Origin of the sequence: Actinomadura formosensis (genome assembly GCF_050948385.1) — a bacterium.
GTDB lineage: Bacteria > Actinomycetota > Actinomycetes > Streptosporangiales > Streptosporangiaceae > Spirillospora > Spirillospora formosensis.
In genome coordinates, this window is record NZ_CP192011.1 from 4,451,197 (window position 1) to 4,470,580 (window position 19,384).

The following is a 19,384-nucleotide window of genomic DNA, read 5'->3' on the forward strand; positions in this document are numbered from 1 at the left end:
ATCTGCCACCGGAGAAAACCCGACAATGGGAACGGAGAGCACGGAAATGTTCATCGCACGCAACTCGCATGACGACCGCACCGGAAACGAAATATCCGGCGGCCATTCCGGCCACACCCGGACGTCCGGGCGAAAACAGGGAATGCTCCTCGCGGCCGTCACCGCGACGGCGACCGGGCTCGTGCTGGCCGTCCCGCCGAGCGCGCCGGCACGGGCGGTCCCGCTGAGCGCGCCGGCGCAGGCGGCGGTCAATCCCATGGCGGTCAATCCCATGGCCGTCAATCCCACGGGACTCGATTCCATGTCGCCGCAGAGCCTGCGTCTGGACGCCGGAACGCTGGCGCAGGTGCGGGCGTACGACAGGTACCGGGAGAGGGAGGCGGCCCAGCGTGCGAAGGCGAAGAAGGCGCTCGGGTTCGCCCGCAAGCAGATCGGCAAGCCGTACCGGTGGGGCGCCGAGGGCCCGGACAGCTACGACTGCTCCGGCCTCACGATGGCGGCCTGGCGCAAGGCGGACGTGAAGATTCCGCGCGTCACCTACGACCAGTACCGCGAGGTCAAGCGGAAGGTGAAGCTGAAGAACCTTGAGCCCGGGGATCTCATCTTCTTCCACGGCCGCGGCCACGTCGGCATCTACGCCGGTCACGGCCGATTCCTGCACTCTCCCCACACCGGTGCGAGAGTGCGCATCGACGAGCTCTCCGCATGGCGGAAGAGCCAGTTCGCAGGTGCGGTACGCCCCGGCGCCCCCGCCTATAAGAAGTGGTCGCCGTCGGTGAAGGAGCTCGCCAGGGAAACCGGCCGAAAGGGCGTGCGGGAGACGGCGCTCCGGAAACCGCCAGATGATCAGCGGACCCCCCAGTCTCCGCCCGCCGCCGACGCATTGCCCGCTGCGACTGGCACTCCCCGGATGACCGCCCCCCGATACACCCCGGCACAACAGGACGCGCCACCCGGCCGTCCCGCATCAAAACCGAACACTCGCCCATGGGCCGAATACACCGCCCTGTGACATCCATTGCGCCGTCCCGGTGCCGGGCATCCGGCGCCGGAAGGCGTTCGCCCGCCGGGTCCGCCGCCGGCCCGTAAGGACCTGGCCGACGATCTGCGCGTACACGCGTTCGGGACCGGGTGCCGGCGGCGTGGACGGCGCCCATTCCGCCGCGGCCGAGGGGGAGCTCGGCCAGCTCATACCTGTCCGCGATGAGCATCGTCCTCCCGGGGGCCGAGGTGGCCGTCGAGCAGGCCGTCAAAGCTCAGCCGGACCAGGGCCTCCCCCAGGGTGGACATTTCGCGCAGTGTCTCGGTCAGGCCGGTCAGCTCGCGGAGGACGCGGCCGTAGGCGCGCTGGCGTTCCAGGGAGAGGCGGGGGACGCGCGTCCGGCGGACGTCCATGCGGCTCGACGAGGTGGTGCCGGTGCGGGTGTTGTGCGCGAACGTGAGGACGCCGGCGAGGAAGTGCGCGTCGAGCCGCTCCGGGTCCGGCCGGTAGAGGGTGAGGTGGGGGCCGAGGGCGGCGCCGGGTTCCTCGACCACGCGGGCCGAGCCCGCCGCGGTGGCGACGACGTCGCCGGATTCGAGCATGATCAGGCCGGGGCCCGCGGCGGCCGTGCCGGAGGGGCCGGTCCCGGCGCGCACGTCGTCCACGGTGAGGACGGGGACGCCGCCGCCCGCCGGTGGCCGGGCGGGGGCGTGGCTGATCGCGACGGCGCCGGCCTTGGCCAGCTCGGAGATCGTGGTGACCGGCAGCGGGCGGGGCGGGATGCGCAGTTCCAGGCCGGGTGGGGCCGGGGCGGTGGCGCGCAGGCGCTCGGTGACCTCGGTGAAACGGCGGCCGAACGCCTCGGCGGTCTGCCGGGGGCGGTGCCGGGCCGGGCTGAGATCGACCTCGTCGTCGAGCAGGTCGATGACCGGTACGCAGAACTCGCCGTCCGGGTGCCGCGCCAGTTCGTCCTCGGCTCGCGCGGGGTCGCCCCCGGCGTCCAGCAGCAGGACGGCGGCGGGCGGACGCTCGCCGGGGCGGGGGCGGCGCAGCAGCCACAGGTCGGGGCCGCCGGGGGCCGCCGTGATCACGGCTCGCAGCGCGCCCGCGCGCAGCAGGTTGCCGCGGATGCGGCGGCCGGGCCGGCGGCTCGCGGCGGCCGCGGGCATCAGCACCGCGGCGTGCCCACCGGGCCGGACGCGGGCCAGGCAGTGCTGCGCCCAGGCGAGCTCGGGCTCGCCGCGCGGCGGCAGCCCGTACTCCCAGCGCGGGTCGCCGGCGAGTTCCTCGTGGCCCCACGCGCGGTCGCCGAACGGCGGGTCGCAGACGACCGCGTCGGCGGCCTCGCCGGGGAAACCGTCGGCGCGCAGGGAGTCACCGGGGACGATCTCGGCGGGCGTCCCGGCGAGCCGCAGCCTGACCGCGGCGATGCGCGCGGCGGACGGGTCGCTCTCCTGGCCGAGCGCGCGCCGCGCTCCGGGGGCCGCCAGCAGCAGCGTGCCGAGGCCGCAGGCGGGGTCGAGGACGGTGCCGAGGACGGTGTCGCCGCCGCGGCACACGAGCCGTGTCATCAGCCCGGCCACGTCCGCCGGGGTGACGCCGAGCCGCCGCGAGTGCGCCCGGACGTAACGCTGGAGGAGCAGGTCGAACGCGGCGGCGTGGCCGTGTTCGGCGGCGAGGTCCGCCAGCATGCCGGGAAGGCCGGGATCGTCGGGTTCGAGGTCCGGCCACGGGAGTTGCCCGGCGTCGCCGCGCAGGTCGAGGAGGCGCAGCCCGGCCCAGCCGACGAGGTCGGCGAGACCGAAGTCGTCGCCGGACGCGCGGAGCCGCTGCCAGACCCGGTCGCCGAGGGACACCTCGAAGGGCTTGCCGTTGCGGCGGAGCCAGTCCTCGACGTCGGCGAGGGAGAACAGCGGGCTGGCCGCCGTCCCGCCGGCGGGGCGCGGGAAGTCGTCGTGCCGGCGGCGCCAGTTGCTGACCGTCGCGCGTCCCACCCGCGCCAGCCGGGCGATGTCGCCCGCGGTCACACCCGGATCGCCGCTCATGCGCGGCGGAACCGGCGGCCGAGCCCGGCCGGGCGTCCGGAGCCGGTTCCGGACGCGGCGCCGAGCAGCAGCGGTTCCGCGGCCGGGGCGTCCGCGGCCGGGACGACGTCCGCGACGACGCAGGTGATGTTGTCCGGGCCACCGGCGCGGTTCGCAAGGTCGATGAGACGCGGGACGGCGTCCGCCGGACGGGCCGCCGCGGCCAGGGCGGCGCGGAGCGCCTCGGGCGGGACGACCCCGGACAGGCCGTCGGAGCACAGGAGGTACCGGTCGCCGGGCAGGGCATCGTGCCGGAACACGTCGGGCTCACCGCTGCCGCCGCTCTGCAGCGCCTTGACCAGCGCCGATCCCGCCGGATGCTGTGCGGCCTCGGCTTGTGTGAGCTGCCCGGCGTCCACGAGCGACTGCACCACCGTGTGGTCGCGCGTCAACTGGAACAGGTCACCGCGGCGCAGCAGGTAGGCGCGGGAGTCGCCGATGTGCGCCACCGCGAACCGCGTCCCGTCCCACGCCATCGCGGTCAGGGTCGTGCCCATCCGGGCCAGTTCGGGCTCCTGGCGGCCGAGTTCGTCCAGCCGCGCGGCGATCTCGGCCACCGCGGCGGCGAGGCCGGCGGCGGGGTCGCCGGTGAGCGGGCGCCCGGCCAGCGTCGTGATCGCCGTCCGGCTGGCGAGGTCGCCGTGCGGGTGGCCGCCCATTCCGTCCGCGACCGCGAGCAGCCGGGGGCCGGCGAACGCCGAGTCCTCGTTCACCTTGCGCCGCCTGCCGATGTCCGTTCCGGCGGTGAACCTGAGCGCATGGTGAGCCATGCACCTCAGGGAAACACGCTAAAACTCAATTCACAAGCATTTCATGGGCATACTCGGCTTGCGGCAGCACAGTTGCCCTCCCCGCCCACGCCCCCGGTGCGGCCGGAGCGGTGCGGGTGCGGCACGGGTGGACGCCTGGCACGCGGCGCTCCGGGCATTCCGGGTCCCGGGTCGCCAGGACGTTGCCATTCACTTACCCGGCCATGAGCATCACCGCAGGTCACAAGGGCATCAACAAGACTCTTGCGACTTTCGGGGCGATTGGGAGGACGCGATGTGGGATTTCGCGGGCCGCGACACCGCTATCGACCTGGGCAGCGCCACCGTGCGGATGCACGTGCGGGACCGCGGCGTCGTGTGCCGGGAGCCGTCCGTGCTCGCGCGGTCCCGGGAGACGGGGCGCATCCTCGCGCTGGGGCTGCCCGCGCGGGAGATGGCCGGCCGCAATCCCGACGTCACGATCGTCCGGCCGATCCGCGAAGGTGTGCCGACGGAGACCGAGGAGGCCGAGTACCTGATGCGGCACCTGGTCCGGCGGCACCACAAGCGGCACCACACGGCCCGTCCCCGGATGGTCATCACGGTGCCGAGCGGGATGACCTCCGTCCACTACCGGGCCCTGCAGTTCTCCGCGTACCAGGCCGGGGCGCGGCATCTCACCCTCGTGCCGACGCCGATCGCCGCCGCCATCGGCATGGGGATGACCTCCTCCAAGCGGCCCGAGATCGCGGTCATCGCCGACATCGGCGCGGACATCACCGACGTCGGTGTGATCGCGTTCGGCGGCCTCGTCACCGCGCACACCGCGCACGTCGGCGGCTCGGCGATGGACAGGGCGATCGTCGCGCTGGTGCGGCGCGAGCACCGGGTGGCGCTGTCGCCCTCCGCCGCCGAGGTCGCGAAGCTGGAGGTCGGGGCGGTCCCGCCGCTCGACCGCCGCCCGGTCCGGGAGATCGTGGTGACCGGGCGCGACCTCGCCACCGGGATGCCGCGCGGGATCGTCCTCACCACCCTGGACGTCGGCCGCGCGATCGCCGGTCCGGTGGCGCGGATCGTGGACGCGATCTGCACCGGGCTGACCGGCTGCTCCTCGGAGATCTCCGGCGAACTGCTGCACGTCGGCATCACGCTCACCGGCGGCTGCGCCCGGCTGCCCGGCCTGGAGCGGCTGATCCGGGAGCAGACCGGGCTGGAGGCGCGGCCCAGCGACGACCCCGGCGACGCGGCCGTGCTCGGCGCCGGGGAGGTACTGCGTTCGGCCGGGTCGCAGGAGCCGTCCGCGCGCATTTCGTCGCCGCGTCCCAGCGTGCTGACGACCGTGCCCGAGTACTGACCTGCCCCGCCCGGCCTGCCCCGCCCGGCCTGCCCCGCCCGACGCGTCAGCGGAGTTCGGCCGTGGTGAGGAGCCGGATGTGCGCGCCGGCTCAGGCGCGCACGGTGCGGGCTGGCTCGTCGGCCGTCAGCGCCGCCGCCAGGTGTCCGGAATCGTCGGTGTGTCCTCGTCGGGGAAGTGATCTTCCATGGCGGCCAAGGTAGAGGAACAAGCCGGCGAATCCGTAGGATCCTGCACATGATCGACGCGGTGTGGCAGCGCGGCGATGTCGTGCTCGATCTGTACGAGGTGCGCGACGTGGTCGCCACCGGCGGCATGGGGCTGGTCTACCGGGTGCGGCACCGCGGCTGGGACGCCGAGCTGGCCATGAAGGTGCCCCGTCCCGAGCTGGTCAGGTCCGAGCCGGCGCTGCGGGAGTTCGAGGCGGAGGCGGAGACGTGGGTCGGGCTCGGCATGCACCCGCACATCGTGAACTGCGCCTATGTGCGCCGGCTCGGCCCGCTGCCCGGCGTGTTCGCCGAGTGGGTCGGCGGCGGCAGCCTCGCCGACGCGATCCGGGACCGGCGGCTGGGCGACCCGGACCCGCGCCGCGCCACGGGCCGGATCATCGACATCGCGATCCAGTTCGCCTGGGGGCTGGACCACGCGCACCGGAACGGGCTCGTCCATCAGGACGTCAAGCCCGCCAACGTGATGCTCACCCCGGACGGGACGGTCAAGGTCACCGACTTCGGGCTGGCGAAGGCGCGGATCCGGGCGGGTGAGGACGGGATCCCGCGCCCGGACGCCGACCCGGCGGTCAGCTTCGCCGGGCTGACCCCGGCGTACTGCTCCCCCGAGCAGGCACGGGCCGCGGCGGGCGACCGGGCGCCGCTGACCCGCGCGACGGACGTGTGGTCGTGGGCGCTCAGCGTCCTGTCGATGTTCACCGGCGGCCCCCCGACCCGGTCGGGCGCGCTGGGCGGGCAGGTGTTCGAGGAGTTCGCGGTGCGGGCGGCGGGAATCCTGCCGCCGGGCCTGGCGGAGCTGCTCCGCGCGTGCTTCCGGCCGGACCCCTCCTCGCGTCCCGACCGGATGGACGAGCTGGCCGACGCGCTCGCCACTGTGTACGCGCAGGTCACCGGCGCCCCGTATCCGCGGGACCGGCCCGCCCCCGCGACGCTGCTCGCGGACGGGCTGTCGAACCAGGCGCTGTCCATGCTCGACCTCGGCCACCCCGAGGAGGCGGAGGCCCTGTGGGAGCGTGCGTTGCGGGCGGACCCGCACCATCCGCACGCCGTCTTCAACCGGGGCCTGCGCCTCTGGCGCGCGGGGCGGATGACGGACGCGCAGCTCATCGGTGAGCTGGAGCAGGTCCGCGCGGCGCACCGGGACGGCTGGATCGGCGATCACCTGCTCGGGCTCGTCCATCTGGAACGCGGCGACACGGCCGAGGCGGCGGCGCTGCTGGAGGCGGCCGCCCGGCGGGCGCCGGACGCCCCGGAGCCCGCCGCCGCGCTGGAACGCGCGCGGCGGCTGCCCGCCGCGGCGCCGCCCGCGGTCCTGGCGGGTCACGCCGGCTCGGTCAGCGCCGTCGCGCTCGGGGCCGACGCGGACCTGGCGGTGAGCGGCGGCCGGGACGGCTCGAACCCTCCCCCGCCCGGTTCCGAAGGCGGCACCGTGCGCGTCTGGGACCTGGCGACCGGACGCTGCGTCCACACGCTGCCCGCGCATTCCGCCGGGCTCGCGGGCGGGGTGAGCGCGGTCGCGCTGAGTCCCTGCGGCCGGTTCATGGCCTCCGCCGGCGCGGACCGGGCCGTGCTCGTGTGGGACGTCCGGTCCGGAACCCTCCTGCACCGGCTCGGCGACCACGCCGGCCGGGTCGACTCCCTCGCGTTCACCTCGGACGGCTCACACCTGGTGTCGGCCGCGGAGGACGGGGCGGTCCGGCTCTGGGAGACGGGCGGCGGGCGCTGCGTCCGCACCCTGCAGAAGGAACAGGACCTCGCGCACCGCCTCGGCGGAGCCGTCGCGGTGACCGGCGACGGCCTTGTCGTCAGGTGGGAGCCCACCACCATGCGCCTGCGAGTGTGGGACGCCGCCAAGGGCATGCTCGTCCGGACGACATCGATACCGCGAGCGCGCGTCGCGCTCAGCGCGGGGGGACGTATCGCGCTCGCCGTGACCGGGACGGAGCTGCGCGTCTGGGACGCCGTGGCGGGCCGCCCGCTGCGGACCGTGGAACTCCCGGTCGGACGCGACACCCGGTTCGCGGTCAGCGGCGACGGCACGCGGGCACTGGCGAGCGGCCCGGACGGACTGCAACTGTGGGACCTGGACGAAGGGCGGTGCCTCCGCACGCTGCCGGGCCGCGGCACCCTCGCCGGGGCGCTGACGCTGAGCGACGACGGGCGCCACGCGGTCACCGCCCCGGGCGGATCGACCGTCCAGGCGTGGCGGCTCGCGGACGCCGGGCCGCGCGCACCGTGGAGCCACGCCCGTCCGCGCACGGCGGCGGAACTGGCACGGGAGGCCGACATGGTGGGCCTCGCCCTCTCCCGGGCCCGCCGCCTCGCGGAGGGCGGAGACTGGGCGCGGGCCTCGGCGGAGCTGCGCGCCGCGCGGAACGTTCCCGGTCACGAACGCAGCCGCGAGCTGCTCGCCCTGTGGCGTGCGGCCGGGCGGCGCGGCCGCCGGACGGACCTGCTGGGAGCCTGGCGGGGGCGGGAGCTTCCGGACACCGAACGCAAGGCGGTGAGCAGGAGCGTCCTGAGCCCCGGCGGCGTCCTCGCGGTGGCGTTCGGCGGCTGGTCGATCGTGTGGCTCGTGGACGCGGCGTCCGGCGACCTCCTGCACAGACTCCAGGTGGGCGGCACGTCCGTCGACTGCGCCGCCTTCACCCCCGACGGCCGCCGGCTGCTGACCGGGGCGAGCGACGGGAGGGTCCGGGTGTGGGACGTGGCGTCCGGCGAATGCGCCGACGTCCTCGGCGGGCACCGCGCCGAGGTCAGGGCGCTGACGGTGAGCCCGGACGGACGTTTCGCCGCATCGGGCGACGAGGACGGCGTCGTCCGTGTCTGGGACCTCGCCAAGGGCAAGCGCAAACACGTCCTCAAAAGGCACAACGGGATCGTCTTCTCCCTTCGCTTCGGTCCCGACGCCCGGACCCTCCTGGTGGGCGATCTCGGCCGTGTGGTGAAGCTGTGGCGGCTGGACGAGCGGCGCGCGCACATCCTGCCGGGCCAGACACCGGCCGCCATGAGCGCGGACGGCCGCACGGTGGTGTCGTGCGGGCACACGGTCGGCACCCTGTGGACGGCGGACGGGACGACCGGCGAGGCCACCGGCTACGTCCGGGGCCCGTCGCAGAGCCTCGCCTCGATCCGCGTGCACGCCGACGGCGGCATCGCCGCCACCGTCGGCCCGAACCACGCCCTGCGCGTCTGGGACCTGCGCGCCGAACGCCTCCTGCACCACCCGCCGGAGCCGGTCACCTGCCTGGCCCAGGGCACCGGCGACAGGTTCGCGGTCTCCGGCGGGGCCGACGGGACGCTGCGCGTCTGGGACCTGCCGGCCGGGCGCTGCCTGCACACCCTCAAGGCGCACACGACCGCCGTCGAGTGGGTCGGCCTCAGCGCCGACGCCCACCTCGCGGTGACGCGCGGCCGGGACCACGTGATGCGGGCCTGGGAACTCGACTGGGACCACACGTTCGAGGACGGAAAGGGACGACCATGATCCTCAGCTGTTCGGGCTGGGCGTGCACGCGGCTCATCTCGGTGTCTAAGGTGCCGGGTGGCAACCCGGTGGCGCGCAACGACCCCGAGGGCTTCGCGATCAAGTTCATGATCTGCGCGGACTGCGGGAACAACTACTGCGACCGCTGCCACGCGCCCGGCTCCCTCTTCCGCGTGCCCCGGTGCGCGGCCTGCGGAGGCAAACTCATCCCCGGCGCGCAACTGGAGCGGCTCAGCGGCCGTCCCCGCCCGGCCGAGGTCGAACACCACAGGAGAGGGGTCGAACTGGTCGAGTCCGGCCGCCCCGGGGACGCCCTGCGGGAGTTCGACGCGGCCGTCCGGCTCCGCCCCCGCTACGCGGCGGCCCACTACTGGCGCGGCGGCGCGCTGGTCCAGCTGAACCGGAACGCCGAAGCCCTCGCCTCCTTCGAGGAGGCCCTGCGCTGCAACCCGTCCGACGTGGCGGCGCTCTACGAGAGGGCCGGCGCACTCTCCCGGCTGGAACGGACGGACGAGGCGCTCGCCGCCTACGACCAGGCGATCGCCCTCCAGCCCGGCTATCCCGCCCCGCAACTCAGCCGGGCCCTGCTGTTCCTCGACCTCGACCGGGACGCGGACGCGCTGGCCGCCGCCGACCACCTCATCGCCCTCATCACCGCCGGGCGGGCGGTCGGCGGCCGGCGGTACGACGCCGCCAACGCCCACAGCGTCAGGGGCGCCGCGCTGGTCCGGACGGGCCGCTACGAGGAGGCGCTGCCCGCCATCGACTACGCCATCGACAACGGCCCCGACTCCTGGAACAACTACTACAACAAGTCCTACGTCCTCGAACGCCTCGGCCGCCTGGAGGAATCGGAGGTGGCCCGAGGCATAGCCGACTCTCTTCGCAGCTCCTGACTCCCCCGCGAGGAGTACGGCGTGATCTCCGGAGGCGGCGGGTCTTAGCGCGGCCCGCCATGAGCGTCAAGGGGGCGGTGGTCGGCCGGTCAGTGTCCGTAGCGTGAGGGCGGTGAGGTCGGCCTCCATGCCGTGCCCATCGCCCAGGACCGCCGTCCGGAACCGCCGCGCGGAGAGCAGCGACAAGATCCACCACGCGCCGGTACCGGGGTCGAGGTCCGGGCGGATGTCACCGTCCTCCTGGCCGCGGCGCAGCAGGCCGGTGAGCATGGCGGCCATCCTCTGCACGGCGCGCCGGGCGGCGTCGGCCACGCCGGGCTCGTCGGTGAGGGCGGCGGCGTCGGCGAACAGCATCCCGAGGGACCCCGGGGCGTGCAGCGCCTCGACATGGCCCGGCGACAGCGCCTCGGCCAGCGACTCCGACACCGATCCCGCCTGGTCGGCCATGGCCGAGAGCGTCGACTCGACCGCGGCGAGCGCCCGGTCCAGCACCGCGGTGAACAGGGCCGCCTTGGACCCGAAGTTCTGGAAGATCACCGGCTCGCTGACCCCGATCCTGTCCGCCACGTCCCGGACCTTGCCGGCCCGGTATCCCGTGGCGGCGAAGACCTCGGTGGCCGCGGCGAGGATCGACTCGCGGCGCTGCTCGGGGCTCAGCCGCGCCCGGCGAGACCGGCCGGACGTCTCGGTGCTGTCGTTCACCCCGGCAGTCTAGAGCCCCCATCCCCCGACTTAGTCGCGACTAAGTTAGAGTCGTACTTAGTCGCGACTAAGCAAGGAGGTCGTCATGGGACTCGGACGGTTCCTGCACACGCACGGCGAACGCGAGGACGCCGGTGGCACGATCGAGCGCGCCCGCGCCTACGAGGTGATGGCCGCGGTCTGGTTCGCCGGACGACGCCGCCGGGTCTTCACCCGGCTGGCGGCGCTGGCGGACGCCCGCAGCGGCGACACGGTGCTGGACGTCGGCTGCGGCACCGGGTATCTGACGTCGCTGCTGGCCGCCCGGGTCGGCCCGGAGGGCCGGGCGACGGGGCTCGACCCGTCCGGGCCGATGATCGACTACGCCCGGCGGCGCGCGCCCGGCAACTGCTCCTACGTCCTCGGGGAGGCCCAGGACCTGCCCTTCGGCGACATGGCCTTCGACCGGGTGGTCTCAAGCCTGGCCGTCCACCACATCCCCGTGGACGCACGCGACGCGGCGATGCGCGAGATGTTCCGGGTCCTGCGCCCCGGGGGCCGGCTGCTGATCGCCGACTTCCGTCCGCCCACCGGGCGGACGGGTGCGCACCTGACCTCGGCGCTCGCGGGCCCGGCCATGGCCCGCAATCCGATCGGACGGCTCCGCGGCCTCATCACCGATGCGGGATTCGACGTCCGGGACGAAGGCGACCAGCGGCCGCTGCTGCACTACGTCCGGGCGACCCGGCCGCGATCGTCGACCCCGGCCCCGCCCCTCGCACGGGACGCGGCCGAATGAGAGCCGCCATGAGCGCCGGACGCCGCCCCGCGCACGTGCTCGCCGCCCTGCTCCTCCTGATCTGCTCGATCGCCACTCATCTGTGGATCAGCAGCCGGCTGGGCCTGGTCTTGCTGGCCTGCTGGGGTGCGCTGCACGTCGCCGCCGGAGTGACCGCCGTCCACCGGCTGCACCGCAGGGCTGCGGGCCGCGGCGCCGAGACCGGGAGGGACGAGCACGGTCCACCCGACCGCTGACCAGGGGACGGGTCGGAGGTGAACCCGAGCAGGGCCTGGCTAGGGAACGGTGAGGTTCGTCAGGTCGGTGAGGAGTTCGGAGACGAGGACGGGGTCCATGTCCGCGAAGCCGCCCTCGATCACGAGAGACGGCACATGGTCTCCGGGCGCCCTGCCGACCCAGACGCGCTCGATCGTCTGGACGGGATTCAGGTCCACGTAGCCGACCACGATGCCTGGATCCAGGTTGACCACGACGGTCATGCCGGGGGCGAGCGTCCAGGAGATCCAGTGCTCGATGCCGTTGTCCTGGGATGCGCCGCGGCGCCACGAGGTCCGGGAGAACGACAGGTCCCACACCTCCGCCCCGAAACGGGCCCCAAGGGGACGGAGCGAATGGGCGATATCCCATGTCACGTCCGGGTGCCAGTCGGCCAGGAGCGGCCGTGCGAGGTGCTCGGGCGCCTGCGCGAGGAACGCGGCCTGTGTGGGGACGTAGTGCATCCGCCCGTCCCGGAACCGCTCGGCGGCTTCCTCCCGCTCGTCGTCCCGCCGGGATTCGTCGGGCCGGATCTCGGCCCATTGCCCGCGCTCCCCGGGTGCCCACAGGATCGTGCGGTCATCCGATGTCTTCCGCGTGTTCTCATCGGCCGCCGTCGTGCTCATGGCGCCCCGCGTTAGGGGAGAACACCGACATACCGGATCGAGATCGGGCACACCTGTCGCCGCGCCCGGCCGGACGGCACCTGGTGGATCATCGATGACGGGGGTGCGGCACCGTGTGCCGCACCCCCGTTACCGGACGCCGATCAGGCGCGGCCGTCGTCGACGATGGCCACGATGCTGGCGGTCTGGAACTTCTTGTGCCCCTTGGCGTTGGAGCCGACCACCTTCCGGTAGGTCTTGTTCGTCCAGCCCAGGCTGTACACGATCCTCAGCTTCTCCCGACGCTTGCACCGGTTGTGCCAGTACACGGTGACCGAGGTGTTGCCGTCGCCGTAGGACCAGGCGAAGCAGCCGGAGACGCCGCGGTGGACCTTGGCCATGGCGGGAGTGGCGCCGACACCGACGCCGAGACCGGCGGTCGCGACGGCGGCCGTGGCGATGACGGCCGCGCGGGTGCGCAGACCGGTCTTACGTGAACGCGCGGACATGCTTGGTCCCCCTGATGCGAGTTCGCTGGCGGGTGGGGCGTGTCAGCAGGAGCCGCCGGGCAGGATCGTGACCTTGTACGGCATGCTGTTCTGGATCTTCTTGTGGCCCTTCTTGCGGGCCGGCGCGACGAAGCACTTGTTGAAGTACGTGCCGTTGCTGCGCCTGAAGTCGAGTTCGATGGCCCGCTTCTGGTTGCAGTGGTTGTTGTAGTAGACGGTCGTAGAGACGTTGCCGTCGCCCCAGGAGATGTTGATGCGCTGGCCCCTCGGCGTCTTGCAGGCCGCCGACTTGTGGTGGGTCGCCTTGGCGGAGACGCCGGTGGTCGACGCCGAGGCGACCGCCGGGGCGCTGACCATGGCGGCGGTCAGCCCGGCGCCGAGCAGAACGGGAACGATCGTGCGGTACTTCACGTGCACCCTCCGTTGATTCGGACCCTGGCCCGCGGATTGGTCCTGCCGGATTGGCTCCCAGTCGATCCGCGGACGGACCAACCCTGCCACTTGATGATCTTCGCGGCAAGATCGCACGGCATCCCCCGCCGGGCGCGGGCCGCACCGCCCGCGCATGTCACCGGGAACGGTCCAGCTCAGCGTGATGACCAACCGGTCATTGTGATCTTGGCCGCGTTGCCGGCCCGCCCTGAGCCCCGTCCGAGGACGGGTCACGTCCCGGAGCGCATGTCCGCTTCGACGGCGTCGGCGGCCTTGCGGGCGGCGATCAGGACGGGATCCCAGACGGGCGCGAACGGCGGCGCGTAGCCGAGGTCGAGCCCCGTCATCTGCTCGACCGTCATCCCGTTCCACAGCGCGATGGCCAGGCCGTCGATCCGCTTGGCGGCGTTCTCCTCGCCGACGATCTGCGCGCCGAGCAGCCGCCCCGACCGCCGCTCGGCGATCAGTTTGGTCTTCATCGTGGTGGCGCCCGGGTGGTAGCCGGCGCGGGTGGTGGACTCGACGGTCACGCTCAGCGTCTCGAACCCGGCGGCGGCCGCCTCCCGCTCGTTCAGCCCCGTCCGCGCGACCTCCACCCGGCAGATCTTGGACACGGCGGTGCCGACGACGCCGGGGAAGGTCGCGTAGCCGCCGCCGAGGTTGATGCCGGCGACGCGGCCCTGCTTGTTGGCGTGCGTGCCGAGCGCGATCGCGACCGGGGCGCCGGACACCAGGTGCCGGGTCTCGACGCAGTCGCCCGCCGCCCACACCCGCTCGGCCGGGGTCCGCATCCGCCGGTCGGTGACGATGCCGCCCGTCGGGCCGATCTCGATTCCGGCGTCGCGGGCCAGGGCGGACTCGGGCCGCACGCCCAGGCCGAGGACGACGAGGCCGGCGGGCAGGGTCCGGTCCGCGGTGCGGACGGCGCTGACATGCCCGTCCGGGCCGGTGTCGAAGCCCTCGACCGGCTCCCCCAGGTACAGCTTGATCCCCAGGCCGCGCATCGCGTCCGCGACGACCGCGCCCATGTCCGGGTCGAGGGTCCGCATCGGCTGGTCGACGGCGTCCACCAGGGACACCTCCAGGCCGCGCCTCACCATCGCCTCGGCCATCTCCAGGCCGATGTAGCCGCCGCCCACGACGACGGCCCGGCGCGGCGCGCGCTCTTCGAGGAGGCGGCGGATCGCCACCCCGTCGTCCAGGATCTGCACGCCGTGGACGCCCTTCGCGTCCGCTCCGGGCAGCCGCGGCCGGGCCGGGACGGCACCGGTCGCGACCATGAGGTCGTCGTAGGGTTCCCAGCGCTCGCCGCCGCCGTCCACGCCGCGGACGCGCACCCGGCCGCCGGCCAGGTCGATCTCCACGGCCTCCTCGCGCAGCCGCAGGTCGATGCCGCGGTCGCGGAACTCGGCGGGGGTGCGGGCGATCAGCTTGCCGAGGTCGTCGACCACGCCGCCGACGAAGTACGGGATGCCGCACGCCGAGTAGGACGCGTGGTGCCCGCGCTCGACGACGGTGATGTCCAGTTCGTCCGGGCCGCGCAGCCTGCGGGCCTGGGACGCGGCGCTCATCCCGGCGGCGTCGCCTCCGATGACGAACAGGCGTGCACGTGCGGCCATGCCGGTCTCCTCCCAGAAAGATCGTCTCGTTCACCGGCCGTAGACACGGCGGGCGTTGCCGGACGCGACCATTCCCGCGACGCGCTCGGCGTCCCGTGCCGTCCAGGCGCCGTCCTCCATCCCGCCCGCGAGGAAACCCGCGAGGCCGCGCCGGAACAGCAGTGCGCCCAGGTGGTACAGCTCGGCGAGCCCGAACGCGTCCGAGGAGTACAGCACCTTCCCGAACGGCGCCAGCTCCAGCAGTTCGGCGATCAGCGCGGGCGACCGGTGGCCCAGGTTGTGCGTCGCGAGCCCGGCGTCGACGTAGACGTTGGGGAGCACCTGGGCGAGGTAACCGGCGTGCCGGTGGAACGGATAGTTGTGCAGGAGGAGGGCCGGGGCGGGGTCCATGGCGCGCAGCAGTTCGGTCAGCAGCAGCGGGTCGCCGCGGCGCAGGTCGGCGTCCACGTCCCCGTACCCGACGTGGAACTGGACGGGCAGCCCCGCGTCGACCGCGCACCAGACGAGGAACCGGTGCAGGACCTCCTCGCACACGCGCGGCCCGGTGCCGCCCGCCTCCGCCGCGCGCATCAGCCGCCCGGCCGCCCGCGCGACCTCGGTCTCGGACGGCCGCGGGCCGGACAGCTCCAGCCCCGCCCGGTAGGCGGCGATCGACTTGGCGCCGGCGGCGTCCCGCGCGTCGAGCCGGGCGCGCACCTCGCCGGCGAAGCCGGCGGCGCCGGTGCCGCCGGCCGCGACCTGCTCCGCCACCGTCTCCAGCCGGACGATCTCGCGGGCGTCCGCGCCGGCGAGCCGGCCCAGCTCGGGCGGGCCGAGTATCGCCTCGGGTGTGTAGCCGGTGTCCACATACAGCGCGTCCAGCCGGGCGGCGGCCAGGAAGCGCCGGTTGACCTCGGCGGCGCCGAGTTCGGCCCGGCGCGCCAGGTAGTCGTCCGGTTCCGCGTGCGCGTCGAGGTCCAGGACGGGCGGGCACCAGCGCCGCAGCGCGAACCCCACCTGCGTGTCGAACATGCTCACGCCGGGCGGGCCCGCCGTCTCCGCCTCGGTCAGCGACTCCTCGAACGCCGTCCGGTCCAGGTCGCGGCCGAGGACGCCGTGGCAGTGGTGGTCGACCAGCCGCAGCGACTCCAGATGTTCGAGCATGGCACCCGCCTCCCTCCCAGAACCCCCTTCCCTGCGCCGGGGCGGGGTTCTCCCTACGATGCCCTTACGGACCCGTGCCCGCGTCCTTCGCCGCCACTCCGACCGGGAGCCAGCACCGTGGAACAGAGCCAGGAGACCACCGCCGCCGATCCCGGCCTCGCCGCGTACGCGCTCAGCGGATCCACCCGCGCGCGGCTCGGCGAGCGGGCCGCCGAGACGGCCCGCAGGCTGGCCGGGGAGGGCATCGTGGCCGTCGCGCTGACCTGGGTGGACGTCAGCGGCATCACCCGCACCAAGACCGTCCCGGTGGACCGGCTGGAGCACGCCGCCAGGTGGGGCGTCGGGATGTCCCCGGTGTTCGACGTGTTCCTGCTGGACGACTCGGTCGTCTCCGGCCGCTACATCGGCGGCCCGACCGGCGATCTGCGGCTGCATCCCGTCCTGGAGCGGCTGGTGCCGATGGCGGCGCTGCCCGGCTGGGCGCACGCGCCGGCGCTCCGGTACGCGCAGGACGGCTCCGCCCACCCGCTGGACGCGCGGACCCTGCTGCGCCGCGAGACCGACCGGCTCGCCGCGCTGGGCTGGTCGGTGAAGGCGGCGTTCGAGATCGAGTGGGCGGTGTCGAAGGGCGGCGGGGACGATTTCTCGCCCGCCTGCAAGGGCCCCGCGTACGGGATGACGCGGGTCACCGAACTGGCCGGCTACCTGCGGGACGTCCTCGGGGCGCTGAAGTCGTCGGGCGTCACGGTCGCCCAGTTGCACCCCGAGTACGCGGCCGGGCAGTACGAGGTGTCGGTGACCGCCGAGGACCCGGCCGGCGCGGCCGACACCGCCGTCCTGGTCCGGGAGACGGTCCGGGCGGTGACGCTGGAGCACGGCCTCGCCGCGTCCTTCTCCCCCAAGGTCGAGGCCGGCTCGGTCGGCAACGGCGGCCATGTCCACCTCAGCCTGTGGCGGGAGGGCCCGGCCGGCGGCACGGCGAACGCGACGGCACGCGGCACGGCCAATTCCCTGCCGGGCGGGCCGGCGAACGCGACGGGGCGCGGCTCGGTGAACGCGATGGCGGGCGGCTCCGGCCCGTACGCGATGACGGGCGCCGGGGAGTCGTTCACCGCCGGCATCCTGCACCGGCTGCCCGCGCTGCTGGCGATCGGCGCGCCGACGGTCGCGAGCTACCTGCGGCTGATCCCGTCGCACTGGGCGGGCGCGTTCGCGTGCTGGGGGCTGGAGAACCGGGAGGCGGCGCTGCGGCTTGTCACCGGCGCCGAAGGCGAGCGGGAGACCGCGGCGAACGTGGAGGTCAAGTGCGTGGACGCCGCCGCCAACCCGTACCTGCTGCTCGCCGCGCTGCTCGCCGCCGGACGCGACGGGCTCGGCACCGGCCTGCGGCTCCCCGAACCGGTCGACGTCGACCCGGCCGCCCTCGGCGAGGACGAGCGCGCCGCCCGGGGCATCGCGCCGCTGCCGGCGTCGCTGGCGGAGTCGGTCGCGGCGTTCGAGGCGGACCCCGTGCTGCGGGACGCGCTCGGCGAGGCGGTGATCGACACGGTGTCGGCGGTGCGGCGCGGGGAGATCGCCCTGCTGGACGGCGCGACCCCGCAGCAGATCGCGGCCGCCACCCGCTGGCGCCACTAGGGGCGGCCCGTGCGGATCCCCGGGTACAGGAGCCACGGCGTGGCGGCGGCGGTGGCGCTGGTCAACGCCGTGACCAGCACCGGCGGCGACGCCTCGGCCGGCGCGCTGCGCCGTCTCCTGCGCGAGAACCGGTTCTTCTCGGAGGAGTTCGAGGACGCCGACGCCGCGGAGTTCCGCCGGTGGGGCCGGACGCTGCGCCCGTTCTTCGAGGCCACCCGGCTCCAGGAGGCGACGGCGCTGCTGAACCGGCTCATGCTGGAGAGCCCCCCGCGTCCGCACCTGTCCGACCACGGGCCGCACGGCCTGCACCTGCACTACGCGCCGCCCTCGTCCCGGCTCCCGGACCGGTTCCGCGCGACCACGCTGATGAACCTGGCCGAACTGCTCGTCGAGCACGGGCTCGGCCGGACCGGCGTCTGCGCCGCCGGGGGATGCGACCGCGTGTACGCCGACACGTCCCGCTCGGGGCGGCGCCGCTTCTGCTCGGAGACGTGCGCGAACCGGACGAACGTCGCCGCGTTCCGCGCCCGGCGAAAAGAGTGACCCGTCCGATCACGCGGGAAGACCGACGGCATGTCACTTCCGTTCTTGCGCCGCCGTCCCGGCCGCGGTGACCGCGCCGGCCGCTCGCCACTGCGCGTCACGACGGAGGCGCAGTCCACGGTCTACCGCATCGCCCGGCTGACGCTCACCGCCGTGCTGTCGTTCGTGCTGGCGACCGCGGTCCTGCCGCCGGGCGGGCCGCAGCCGCTGCTGTCGCCGCTGACCGCGCTGCTCGTCGTGCAGTTCTCCGTCTACCAGACGATCAAGGCGAGCATTCTGCGGGTCGCGGCGGTCACCTCCGGGGTGCTGGTCGCGGTGCTGGCCGCGTCCACGATCGGGTTCTCCTGGTGGACGCTCGGCCTCACCCTCCTCGCCGCCCTGGTCATCGGGCACGTCCTGCGGCTCGGCGAGCACGTGCTGGAGGTGCCGATCTCGGCGATGCTGATCTTCGCGCTGGGCGGGGCCAGCGAGCTCGGCGCGACCGAGCGGGTGCTGGAGACGCTGATCGGCGCCGCGACGGGACTGGCGGCGACGCTGCTGGTGCCGTCGGTGCGGGTGCGGCCGGCGGAGGATGCCGTCCAGGAGACCGCGGAGAAGCTGCGGGCCCTGGTCGAGGACATCGCCGACGGGCTGCGCGGCGAGCGCACCGACGGCGAGGCGGCCCGCTGGCAGCACGAGGCGGAGCGGCTCGCCCGCGAACTCGGCCGGACCGACCGCGAACTCGGCGCCGCCGAGGAGAGCGTCCGGCTCAACCCGCGGGCGCGGCGGCTCGTGGACGCCGGCGTCGCGCTGCGCAACGCGATGGAGACGATGGAGCACTTCACGCTGTCGCTGCGCGGCCTGACCCGGTCCCTCGCCGACGACGAGCGGTTCGGCGAGCGGGGCCGGCTGCTCACCGACCCGACGCTGCGCCACGAACTCGGCGACGCGCTCGCCGGGATCGCCGCGAGCATCGCCGCCTACGGGCGGCTCGCCCGCTCCGACCTGGCCCGCGACGCCCGGCCGTTCCACGCCGAGCACGACCTGGAGATGCGGGTGGACGTGGCCCGCGAGCGGCGCGCCCGGCTCACCCGCAGGCTGCACCAGCGGGCCGCGGGCGGCGACCTGTGGCCGCTGTACGGGGAGGTGTCCATGGACGTCGACCGGCTCATCGAGAACCTGCGCGTCGAGCACCGGGCCCGCGCCCGCGAGCACTGGCGGCGGCATCGCGGGGCGGAGCGGCACCTGCCGGCGCGTCCGGTCCGCGCCGTCCAGCAGGCCGGGCACCAGCTGCGCCGGGCCGCCGGGTCCGCCGTCGCGGCGGCCGAACGCAGCGCCCGCGCCCCCGGCGACTCCGACGACGAACCCTGACGGTGGAGGCCGGCCGGGCCCGCGTCCGCCG

17 protein-coding genes are annotated in these 19,384 nt (G+C 74.4%); 9 read left to right on the forward strand and 8 right to left on the reverse strand.

Annotated features, from left to right (window positions below; all coding sequences use genetic code 11):
* Window positions 1–46 precede the first annotated feature (46 nt).
* Entirely contained in the window at window positions 47–1,012 is a 966-nt protein-coding gene (locus ACQP1N_RS21220) for a C40 family peptidase (RefSeq protein ID WP_433226169.1), read from the forward strand.
* A 176-nt stretch (window positions 1,013–1,188) separates the two neighbouring features.
* Here ACQP1N_RS21220 and ACQP1N_RS21225 read toward each other — a convergent pair whose 3' ends face one another.
* Window positions 1,189–3,027: an N-6 DNA methylase gene (locus tag ACQP1N_RS21225; RefSeq protein WP_433226171.1), complete on the reverse strand. Its 1,839-nt coding sequence runs from the start codon at window positions 3,025–3,027 to the stop codon at window positions 1,189–1,191.
* On the reverse strand, window positions 3,024–3,836 hold the full coding sequence (locus ACQP1N_RS21230; protein ID WP_433226173.1) for a PP2C family protein-serine/threonine phosphatase: 813 nt from the start codon (window positions 3,834–3,836) through the stop codon (window positions 3,024–3,026). Before ACQP1N_RS21230 ends, ACQP1N_RS21225 begins: the two co-directional genes overlap by 4 nt.
* Before the next feature lie 274 nt (window positions 3,837–4,110).
* Here ACQP1N_RS21230 and ACQP1N_RS21235 point away from each other — a divergent pair, with 274 nt between their 5' ends.
* From ACQP1N_RS21235 to ACQP1N_RS21245, 3 genes are all read left to right on the forward strand, one after another.
* Complete coding sequence (locus tag ACQP1N_RS21235; RefSeq protein ID WP_067807184.1) at window positions 4,111–5,169, forward strand: rod shape-determining protein; 1,059 nt, start codon at window positions 4,111–4,113, stop codon at window positions 5,167–5,169.
* A 237-nt stretch (window positions 5,170–5,406) separates the two neighbouring features.
* On the forward strand, window positions 5,407–8,886 hold the full coding sequence (locus ACQP1N_RS21240; RefSeq protein WP_433226176.1) for a protein kinase domain-containing protein: 3,480 nt from the start codon (window positions 5,407–5,409) through the stop codon (window positions 8,884–8,886).
* A gap of 68 nt (window positions 8,887–8,954) precedes the next feature.
* Window positions 8,955–9,782: a tetratricopeptide repeat protein gene (locus tag ACQP1N_RS21245; protein ID WP_067804092.1), complete on the forward strand. Its 828-nt coding sequence runs from the start codon at window positions 8,955–8,957 to the stop codon at window positions 9,780–9,782.
* Between the two features lie 66 nt (window positions 9,783–9,848).
* Here ACQP1N_RS21245 and ACQP1N_RS21250 read toward each other — a convergent pair whose 3' ends face one another.
* Window positions 9,849–10,484, reverse strand: a complete 636-nt coding sequence (locus ACQP1N_RS21250; protein WP_433226179.1) for a TetR/AcrR family transcriptional regulator — start codon at window positions 10,482–10,484, stop codon at window positions 9,849–9,851.
* 85 nt (window positions 10,485–10,569) lie between these two features.
* Here ACQP1N_RS21250 and ACQP1N_RS21255 point away from each other — a divergent pair, with 85 nt between their 5' ends.
* Complete coding sequence (locus ACQP1N_RS21255) at window positions 10,570–11,262, forward strand: class I SAM-dependent methyltransferase (protein WP_067804085.1); 693 nt, start codon at window positions 10,570–10,572, stop codon at window positions 11,260–11,262.
* 8 nt (window positions 11,263–11,270) lie between these two features.
* Entirely contained in the window at window positions 11,271–11,498 is a 228-nt protein-coding gene (locus ACQP1N_RS21260; protein WP_067804082.1) for a hypothetical protein, read from the forward strand.
* Between the two features lie 39 nt (window positions 11,499–11,537).
* Here ACQP1N_RS21260 and ACQP1N_RS21265 read toward each other — a convergent pair whose 3' ends face one another.
* The 5 genes from ACQP1N_RS21265 to ACQP1N_RS21285 form a co-directional block, all read right to left on the reverse strand.
* Window positions 11,538–12,143: a hypothetical protein gene (locus ACQP1N_RS21265; RefSeq protein ID WP_433226182.1), complete on the reverse strand. Its 606-nt coding sequence runs from the start codon at window positions 12,141–12,143 to the stop codon at window positions 11,538–11,540.
* A 143-nt stretch (window positions 12,144–12,286) separates the two neighbouring features.
* On the reverse strand, window positions 12,287–12,631 hold the full coding sequence (locus tag ACQP1N_RS21270) for a hypothetical protein (protein WP_067804076.1): 345 nt from the start codon (window positions 12,629–12,631) through the stop codon (window positions 12,287–12,289).
* Between the two features lie 42 nt (window positions 12,632–12,673).
* Complete coding sequence (locus ACQP1N_RS21275; RefSeq protein WP_067804073.1) at window positions 12,674–13,042, reverse strand: hypothetical protein; 369 nt, start codon at window positions 13,040–13,042, stop codon at window positions 12,674–12,676.
* Between the two features lie 251 nt (window positions 13,043–13,293).
* A complete protein-coding gene (locus ACQP1N_RS21280; RefSeq protein WP_433226184.1) occupies window positions 13,294–14,682 on the reverse strand; it encodes an FAD-dependent oxidoreductase in 1,389 nt (462 codons plus the stop codon).
* Between the two features lie 30 nt (window positions 14,683–14,712).
* Window positions 14,713–15,825 (reverse strand): amidohydrolase family protein, encoded by a 1,113-nt coding sequence (locus tag ACQP1N_RS21285; RefSeq protein ID WP_433226186.1) that lies wholly within the window; start codon window positions 15,823–15,825, stop codon window positions 14,713–14,715.
* Window positions 15,826–15,942: 117 nt separating this feature from the next.
* Between ACQP1N_RS21285 and ACQP1N_RS21290 the strand changes: the two genes are divergently transcribed.
* From ACQP1N_RS21290 to ACQP1N_RS21300, 3 genes are read left to right on the forward strand one after another with little or no spacing between them, the layout of a single operon-like run.
* Window positions 15,943–17,460, forward strand: coding sequence for a hypothetical protein (locus ACQP1N_RS21290; protein ID WP_433226188.1), 1,518 nt, complete (start codon window positions 15,943–15,945; stop codon window positions 17,458–17,460).
* Window positions 17,461–17,499: 39 nt separating this feature from the next.
* Entirely contained in the window at window positions 17,500–18,003 is a 504-nt protein-coding gene (locus ACQP1N_RS21295) for a CGNR zinc finger domain-containing protein (RefSeq protein ID WP_067804064.1), read from the forward strand.
* Window positions 18,004–18,033: 30 nt separating this feature from the next.
* Complete coding sequence (locus tag ACQP1N_RS21300; protein ID WP_067804061.1) at window positions 18,034–19,353, forward strand: FUSC family protein; 1,320 nt, start codon at window positions 18,034–18,036, stop codon at window positions 19,351–19,353.
* The last annotated feature ends 31 nt before the right edge of the window (window positions 19,354–19,384 follow it).